7 protein-coding genes are annotated in these 8,667 nt (G+C 52.3%); 6 read left to right on the forward strand and 1 reads right to left on the reverse strand.

Annotation, left to right across the window (positions count from 1 at the left end; translation table 11 throughout):
- The 5 genes from ruvB to LBJ25_00930 form a co-directional block, all read left to right on the forward strand.
- Positions 1-960 (forward strand): Holliday junction branch migration DNA helicase RuvB (ruvB, locus tag LBJ25_00910; protein MDR1452524.1); only part of this gene is annotated, 960 nt, incomplete at its 5' end.
- Positions 953-1,537 (forward strand): imidazoleglycerol-phosphate dehydratase HisB, encoded by a 585-nt coding sequence (gene hisB, locus LBJ25_00915; protein ID MDR1452525.1) that lies wholly within the window; start codon positions 953-955, stop codon positions 1,535-1,537. The genes ruvB and hisB, both read left to right, overlap by 8 nt.
- Positions 1,538-1,540: 3 nt before the next feature.
- Entirely contained in the window at positions 1,541-3,439 is a 1,899-nt protein-coding gene (gene ftsH, locus LBJ25_00920; GenBank protein ID MDR1452526.1) for an ATP-dependent zinc metalloprotease FtsH, read from the forward strand.
- 97 nt (positions 3,440-3,536) lie between these two features.
- Entirely contained in the window at positions 3,537-5,627 is a 2,091-nt protein-coding gene (gene pnp, locus LBJ25_00925; protein ID MDR1452527.1) for a polyribonucleotide nucleotidyltransferase, read from the forward strand.
- 12 nt (positions 5,628-5,639) lie between these two features.
- The gene (locus tag LBJ25_00930) at positions 5,640-6,899 is read left to right on the forward strand and encodes an insulinase family protein (GenBank protein MDR1452528.1); all 1,260 of its coding nucleotides are present in this window, start codon (positions 5,640-5,642) and stop codon (positions 6,897-6,899) included.
- Between the two features lie 54 nt (positions 6,900-6,953).
- Here LBJ25_00930 and LBJ25_00935 read toward each other — a convergent pair whose 3' ends face one another.
- On the reverse strand, positions 6,954-7,223 hold the full coding sequence (locus LBJ25_00935) for a helix-turn-helix domain-containing protein (GenBank protein ID MDR1452529.1): 270 nt from the start codon (positions 7,221-7,223) through the stop codon (positions 6,954-6,956).
- Between the two features lie 166 nt (positions 7,224-7,389).
- Here LBJ25_00935 and LBJ25_00940 point away from each other — a divergent pair.
- The coding region (locus tag LBJ25_00940) for a hypothetical protein (protein ID MDR1452530.1) at positions 7,390-8,667 on the forward strand (1,278 nt) is incomplete at its 3' end.

The following is an 8,667-nucleotide window of genomic DNA, read 5'->3' on the forward strand; positions in this document are numbered from 1 at the left end:
TATATCGGCCAGGAAACTTTGAAAAATAATCTGCGCGTTTTTATCAAAGCCGCGCGGGCGCGCGGCGAGCCGCTCGAGCACCTGATCTTTTACGGGCCGCCGGGTTTGGGCAAGACGACGCTGGCCAATGTCATCGCCCACGAAATGGGCGTGGCGATCAAGGTTACTTCCGGGCCAGCTGTCGAGCGGCCGGGCGATCTGGCGGCGATCCTGACCAATCTGCAGGAAGGCGATATTTTTTTTATCGACGAAATTCACCGGCTCAACCACGCGGTCGAGGAAGTGCTTTACGCGGCCATGGAAGACTTTGAACTGGACATTATGATCGGCAAAGGCCCCTCGGCGCGCTCTCTGCGGTTGACCTTGCCAAAATTTACCCTGATCGGCGCGACGACCAGAGTGGGGCTGCTTTCCGCGCCGCTGCGCGACCGTTTCGGTATTCTCAATAAACTGGAGTTTTACACCGATGCGGAATTAAGCCGGATCATTCAGCGTTCCGCGCGTATCCTGGGTATGCTTGTCGACGCGGACAGCGCTCTGGCTATTGCCCGTCGCAGCCGCGCCACGCCGCGCATCGCCAACCGGCTGATCCGGCGGATCCGCGATTGGGCGCAGGTCAAAAACAATGGCCTGATCACGCCGGCGGTGGTAGACGCCGCATTGCGGGCTCTGGCGATAGACCAGCTTGGCCTGGATCCGGTCGACCGCAAGATCCTGACCGCGATCATCGAGAAATTCAACGGCGGGCCGGTCGGGCTGGACACGCTGGCGGCCATGACCAATGAGGACGCGCTGACGCTGGAGGATGTTTATGAACCGTATTTGCTGCAACTGGGGTTTATCGATAGAACGCCGCGTGGTAGAATCTGCACATCAGCCGCTTATGAGCATTTGGGCAAGCCGAAACCGGACAGCCTCAATGTGCCGGGCGGTTTATTTGAAGGGACGCCAAATGCGTAAAGCGCAGAAAAACCGCCAGACCAAAGAAACACAGATCGCGCTGGAACTAAATCTCGACGGTCAGGGCCGATCGGAGATCAGCACCGGCATTGCTTTTTTTGACCATATGCTCACTTTGTTTGCCAAGCACGGCAATTTTGATCTCCAGATCCAGGCGCAGGGCGATCTGGCGATCGACGCGCATCATACGGTGGAAGATGTCGGGCTGGTTTTGGGCGGCGCTTTTAAGGACGCTCTGGGCGACAAGGCCGGCATTAACCGCTACGGCTTTTTTGTTTTGCCGATGGACGAGGCGCTGGCGGAATGCGCGCTGGATATTTCCGGCCGGCCTTTTTTGCGGTTTTCCGCCGAGTTTGCCAAAGCCAAAGTCGGCGAATTTGACGCCGAGCTGATCGAGGAATTTTGGCGGGCTTTTGCGGCGCAGGCTGGACTCACGGCGCATATTCGTTTGCTGTCTGGCTCCAATCTGCATCACACGGCCGAAGCGATTTTCAAAGGCATGGCGCGAGCTTTGCGCGCGGCGGTGAGCCTTGATCCGCGCACACAGGGTGTGCCGTCCACCAAAGGAATCTTATAAAAAATGGCAGAAGAAGAAAAAAAACCAGAGCAAAAAGCGGACAAGCCGCTCAAACCAAAACAGCGTAAAAATCCTGCTCCCGAAGACAATCCGGTCTGGCGGCAGCTGATCCTGCTGATCCTGGTCGGGCTGCTCATCATCTCTTTTGTGAAGCCGCTGGTGGAGAAACAATCCGCCTCGGCTGCGGCCAGGCCGCGCGCGGTGACTTTTTCGGAATTAAATACCCTGATCGAGAGCGGGCAGATCGGCAAGCTGACGATCAATCCGGTGGATTATTCCGTCGAAGCGGAATTAAAAGCCGATAAGCAAAAAGTCCAGACCTATATCGTAATGCATCCGGGCTTCATTCCGCTGCTGGAGAGCCAGAGCATCGACGTCAAAGTTACTTCGCCCAATCAAAATTGGCTGGCTTCTTTTATCGGCACGTTCGTTTTGCCGCTGGCGCTTTTTGCGGGCTTGTGGTTTTTTATTTTCCGGCAGGCGCAGGGTGTCAATAATCAGGCGATCTCTTTCGGCAAATCCAAAGCCAAAAGCTGGATCAAAGACGGCAAGACCACGACGACTTTTAAAAATATCGCCGGCGCGGACGAAGCGGTCGAGGAATTGCAGGAGATCGTCGATTTTTTGAAAAACCCCCAAAAATACCAGGAGCTGGGCGCCAAAATCCCGCACGGCGTCCTGCTGATGGGGCCGCCCGGCTGCGGCAAAACTCTGCTGGCTAGAGCGGTAGCCGGCGAGGCCGGCGTGGCTTTTATGCATATCAGCGGCTCGGATTTTGTGGAAATGTTTGTCGGCGTGGGCGCGTCGCGCGTGCGCGATCTTTTCAGCCAGGCCAAACGCGCGCAGCCTTCTATTATATTTGTCGATGAGATCGACGCGGTCGGCCGGCACCGCGGCGCGGGACTGGGCGGCGGGCATGATGAGCGCGAGCAGACGCTCAATCAGATCTTGGTGGAAATGGACGGCTTTGACGACAAAGCTTCGGTCATCGTCATTGCCGCGACCAATCGCCCTGATGTGCTCGATCCCGCGCTGTTGCGTCCGGGGCGTTTTGACCGGCAGGTGGTTTTAGACCGGCCGGATGTCAAAGGCCGCGAAGCCATACTCAAGATCCATGTGGAAAAAGTCAAGCTGGAAAAAGATGTGGATTTGAGCATTCTGGCCAAGCGCACGCCCGGTTTTACCGGCGCGGATCTGGCCAATCTGGTCAATGAGTCCGCGCTGCTGGCCGCGCGGCGCAATAAAAAACAGGTCGGTTTGGAAGACCTCGAAGCGGCTGTCGACCGCGTGGTGGCCGGCCCGGAAAAAAAGAGCAAGGTCATGTCCAGAGAAGAAAAAGAAATTATCGCCTATCACGAGGTCGGCCATGCGCTGGTCGCTAAAATGACGCCCAATGCCGATCCGGTGCATAAGATTTCCATACTGCCGCGCGGGCTGGCCCTGGGTTACACGCTGCAATTGCCGCTGGAAGATCACTATCTGGTTTCCCGCCAGAAAATGCTTGACGAGATTACGATACTTTTGGGAGGCCGCGCCGCCGAAGCTGTTAAATTTCGGGAGATCACCACCGGCGCGGCCAACGATCTCGAGCGCGCGACTAAAATGGCGCATCAAATTGTCTGCAAATACGGCATGTCCACTCTGGGCAACCGCACTTTTGGCCGCGCGCGGGAAAATATTTTTTTAGGCCGCGATTTTGCCCAGCATGACCGCGACTTCAGCGAAAAAACGGCGGACAGCATTGACAAAGAAATGAACGCGCTGCTGGCCGGCGCTTATAAACGCGCGCAGGACATTCTGCAAAAACATAAAGCCGTCATGGAAAAACTGGCGCAGGAGTTAATGAAAAAAGAAGTGCTTGAGGGCAAGGAGTTTGACGCGTTTTTGCAGGCCGCGGCTTAACGCCTTTAGGCAAATAATTGGATTTGTCTAAACCGCCGGGGTGTGCTATTTTATCTCCCAATTAAAAAGATTAAAAAACAAAAGAGGAGCAAAACAAATGGCTAAAATTCAAGTTTCTACGGATTTTCACGGCAAAAAATACACTATCGAGACAGGAGTTATTGCCAAGCAGGCGCACGGCGCGGTGCTGGTCTCCTGCGGCGAGACTGTCGTGCTGGCCACGGCGGTGGCGGCGGACAAACCGCGCGAGGGCGTGGATTTTTTTCCGCTGACCGTGGATTTTATCGAAAAATATTACGCTTCCGGCAAAATACCGGGTAGCTTTTTTAAACGCGAGGCCAAGCCGTCCACGGATGCGACTTTGACCGCGCGCTTGATCGACCGGCCGATCCGCCCGCTTTTCCCGGAAGGTTTTCGCAATGACATCAATATAGTTGTGACGGTGTTGTCTTATGACGGTGTCAACACGCCTGACCATTTGGGTATGGTCGCCGCGTCCGCCGCGCTGTCTATCTCCAAAATACCGTTCCAGGGGCCGATCGGCGGTGTGGTAGTCGGGCGCGTGGACGACAAATTGATCATCAATCCCAGTCCTGAGGAACTGGAAAAATCCACTCTGGAGCTTTCTATCGCCGGCACGCGCGAGGCTGTGATGATGGTCGAGGCCGAAGTTGGCCTGCTGACCGAGGAGCAGATGCTGGAGGCTCTGGAATACGGTCATGCGGAATTGAAAAAACTGATCGATTTGCAGGAAGAGCTGGTCAAAAAAGCTGGAACGCCTAAAATGCCGCTGCAACTGGTTTTGCCGGACGAAAGTCTGGTCAAAAATGTGCGGAGCAAGATCGGCGATGGTATGCAAAAAGCGCTGGCCACGGACGGCAAATTGGCCAAATACGCGGCGATCGACGCTTTGCAGACCAAACTGCTGGAGGAAATGCGGGCCGAGCTGGGCGAAGAGAAATTTGCCAAAAAAGAGAAAGAGATTAAAGGTGTTTTTCACGATATCGAAAAAACCGCGGTGCGCGGCATGATCCTCGACGACGGCAAGCGGCTGGACGGCCGCAAGATGGACGAATTGCGGCCTTTGAGCTCGGAAGTCGGTTTGTTCGGACGCACGCACGGCTCGGCGCTCTTTACTCGCGGCGAGACACAGGCGCTGGTGCTGACCACGCTCGGCACGGCTGACGATGAGCAGCTGATCGACGGCTTAGACCCCACTTACAAAAAGCAATTTTTCCTGCATTACAATTTCCCGCCGTATTCGGTCGGCGAGGTCGGGCGCATGGGCAGCCCGGGGCGCCGCGAGCTGGGACACGGCAATCTGGCCGAACGCGGACTCAAAGCGGTTATCCCGCCGCACAAAGATTTTCCCTACACTATCCGCGTGGTGTCCGAGATTACCGAGTCCAACGGCTCTTCGTCTATGGCCTCAATTTGCGGCGGCGCGCTGTCGCTGATGGACGCCGGTGTGCCGATCAAAGCTCCGGTCGCCGGTATTGCTATGGGCTTGATCAAAGAGAACGACAAGTTTCAGGTGCTGACCGACATTATGGGGCTGGAAGATCATCTGGGTGACATGGATTTCAAAGTGGCCGGCACGCGCGACGGCATCACCGCTCTGCAAATGGATATCAAGATCGTCGGCGTGACCGGCGAGATCATGAAGCGGGCTCTGGCGCAGGCCAAAGCGGGCCGGCTGATTTTGCTGGATCATCTGCAGGGTACTATTTCCGCGCCGCGCGGCGATCTCAATAAATACGCGCCGCGCATCGAATCCCTGATGATACCGGTCGACCGCATCGGCGAGCTGATCGGCCCGGGCGGTAAGAACATCAAGAAAATTCAGGAAACTTACAAGGTGGAGATAAATATTGGCGAGGACGGCAAGGTTGATATCGCTTCGTCTGACGGCGGTTCGCTGCGCGCGGCCAAAGACCATATCGCCGCGATGATGCGCGAGGTCGAAGTTGGCGAGGTTTTTGAGAACGCCAAAGTCGTAAAAATTATCGAGATCGGCGCGTTTGTCGAGGTGGCGCCCGGCAAGCAGGGTTTGGTGCATATTTCCGAGATCGCGCCGCAGCGCATCGCGGCGGTAACCGATGTGCTTTCGGAAGGCCAGACGGTTAAAGTAAAATGCGTCAAGATCGACGAGCGCGGCCGTTACAATTTTACGATCAAGAACGCCTGATCTTTTGCGGACGTGGATAAAACGGTTAAAATTAAAAAATTGCCCAGCGGCCTGACCGTCTTGGTCGAAGAAATGCCGGTGCGTTCGGCGGCAGTCGGTATTTTGACCGGCTTTGGCTCCAAGCACGAGAGAGATTTTCCGGGCGGTATCGCGCATTATATCGAACACATGCTTTTCAAAGGCACGTTGCGCCGCAGCAAGGCGGACATTGCCGAGCAGATCGACGCGGTGGGCGGCCGCATCAACGCGCATACCGGCAAAGAATACACGATGTATTTTTCAGTCGTGCTGGACAAATATTTTGAGCTGGCGCTCGATGTGCTGTCCGACATGTATCTCAACAGCGCTTTTGACGAAGCGGAAATTGAGCTGGAGCGCAACGTCATTTTGGAAGAAATCAACATGTACGAAGATTCGCCAGACGAAAAAATCCACGATCTGGCCTGCCAGAATATCTGGAACGGCCATATTCTCGGCAATCCGATTATCGGCACAGAAAAATCGGTGAGTAGAATTTCCCGCGCCGATATTTTGAATTGTTTGAAGGGTTTTTACATGCCGGACAATACTATTATTGCGGTAGCCGGCCGCGTTACGGCGGAGGAAGTTTTCCGGATGATCGAGGCCAAATTCGACGGTTTTCGCGGCAAACGTCAGGACTATGCGGAGGAGCCGGTCAAGATCGTCCCCGGCGTGAAGATCGTCAAAAAAGACACCGAGCAGGTGCATCTCTGCCTTTCTACGCGCGGCGTGTCTTACCAGAGCGCCGATCGCATGGCTCTCTCGCTCCTGTCCTCGGTGCTGGGCGGCAGCATGTCCTCACGCCTTTTCCAAAACATCCGTGAGAAAAAAGGTTTGGTTTATTCCATTTACACGTATCCCACTTTTTATTTACGCACCGGACTTTTTACTTTGTACGCTGGCACGCAGCTCAAGAATGCGCGGCAGGTTCTCGATCTGGCCTTAAAAGAATTAGCGCTGCTCAAGCGCAATGGCGTGACGCCGGTCGAGCTGCAGCGCGCCAAAGAACAGGTCAAAGGCCATCTGGTGCTCAATCTCGAGGACAGCTCCAGCCGCATGGGCCGTCTCCTGAAATCTCTCTACAATTACGGCGAGATCCACACGGTCGAGGAGATCATGCAAAAAGTCGACGCGGTGACCGGCGACGATGTGCAACGTCTGGCCAATGAGGTTTTTATCAAAGAAGACCTGCAGCTCACCGCCATCGGCAATTTTGCCAAAGGCGGGTTTTTTCAGGAATTGGACTGCTAAGTTGTTTTTTTGACAGCAGTAAAGCACTGGCGTGGCGTATTGCTCGTTGACCTATTAGGCCAAGCTGACCTTTAGTTTTTTGCCAGTTGCCACGGCAATTTTATTCAGGAAATTCAGAGAGGGATTGTAATTGCCGCTTTCTAACCGGGAAATGTTGGACTGTTTGGTGCCGACCAATTCCGCCAGTTTTTTCTGGGTAAAGTTCTTTTCTTTCCGCGCCAAAATTATCTTTTCAATAATTGCATATTCTGTCTGATTGTTTTTCAATTCCTGACGGACTTCCTTGTTTTTCAGAATTATTTTTTTGGCTTTATTCCAATTCATTTGTTTTTCCTCAACTCATTATATCATATACGATATTCATGTCAAAAAGAAATGCTTGCCACAGCAAAGCAACCGTGCGAGTTGGTAGTCTGCCTTTTGACCATGATCTTTTGCCAAAGGCATTTTTTCTGAAATCCGCGCCCCAAAGTTACGATATCTAAATGTTATGAATACAAAATTGCTCAGCGATAAAAGCAATAATAAAACAGGCTTTAGGTCTAGTCCTAAAGCTGAACGAACATTGTGTGAAATGATTGTTTGGAGTTTTACAAATGAGTATTTGCCGCTAAAGAGAGGAGCAAATGTCCCCGACGCTGAAAGAAAGTTAGCGTATAAATGGATAAGACTACGACGAGTACATAAATTTCCGTCTGACCCCCTGCGGGAGCGGATAGATAAAATAGAGAAATTATTCAAAAGTAAAAGGACCAACCCTAAACGAACCTTATGCGAAATGGTCGTCTGGAGTTTTATGCATGAATGTTTTCCGCGGCAGGAAGGAGCAAATATTCCCGATTATGAAAAAGATCTGGTAAGGGAATGGTATAGCTTACAATATAGATATAAATCTCCGAATAACCCCCTACGAGAGCGGATAGATAAAATAGAAAAATTATTCAAAAGTAAAAAGATCGACCCTGAACAAACCTTATGTGAAATGGTGGTCTGGAGTTTTACACACGAGTATTTACCGACGAGAGACACAGCAAATGTTCCCTATTATGAAGAGAATCTGAGACATAGATGGGGTGCCTTACAATCTAGCTATGAATCTCTGACTGCCCCTTTGCGTGAACGAATAGATAAAATAAAAAAAAATTTCAAAAGTAAAAAGACCGACGCCGAACAAACCTTATGTGAAATGGTGGTCTGGAGTTTTACACACGAGTATTTTCCGCGGCGGAAAGGAGCAAATGTTCCCGACGCTGAAAAAGATCTGGAGCGGAGATGGGGTAAAGTACAACCAAACCATAAATCTCCGACTGACCCCCTGCGCGGGCGGATAGATAAAATAAAGAGATTCTTCAAAAGAAAGTGGACTTTGATTGGCCCTGAACAAATCATATATGAAATGGTCGTCTGGAGTTTTACGCATGAATATTTGCCACAGCAGAGAATGGGAAATATTTCCAACTATGAAAGAAAACTGAGACAGAGATGGGAAAATTTATTACAACGTTATAAGTCTCTGGTTAATTCCTGGCGCGAGCGGACGGATAGTATACTTTCCTGGGTAGATAGCATAGATTCTTTGTTTAAGAAAATGAGAAACAGAGGCAGCCGTCATCTCGACACTCGCTCCGCCACCGGGGAGCAGCTGGCTTCGCTGGCGCAGGAGCCGCGCGAAATAGTTTATCATAAAGATTTTTTGCGTCAGGGCACGGCTATTTTAGAGGGCTATTTCCAGACAGACCGTACCAACGGTTTCAATCCGGACGGCTTT

It is taken from the genome of Candidatus Margulisiibacteriota bacterium, from assembly GCA_031268855.1.
GTDB lineage: Bacteria > Margulisbacteria > Termititenacia > Termititenacales > Termititenacaceae > Termititenax.

Coding starts and splice junctions, on each gene's coding strand:
- pnp (MDR1452527.1), top strand. CDS start 3,537: ATGGCTAAAATTCAAGTTTCTACGGATTTTCACGGCAAAAAATACACT.
- LBJ25_00935 (MDR1452529.1), bottom strand. CDS start 7,223: ATGAATTGGAATAAAGCCAAAAAAATAATTCTGAAAAACAAGGAAGTC.
- hisB (MDR1452525.1), top strand. CDS start 953: ATGCGTAAAGCGCAGAAAAACCGCCAGACCAAAGAAACACAGATCGCG.
- ftsH (MDR1452526.1), top strand. CDS start 1,541: ATGGCAGAAGAAGAAAAAAAACCAGAGCAAAAAGCGGACAAGCCGCTC.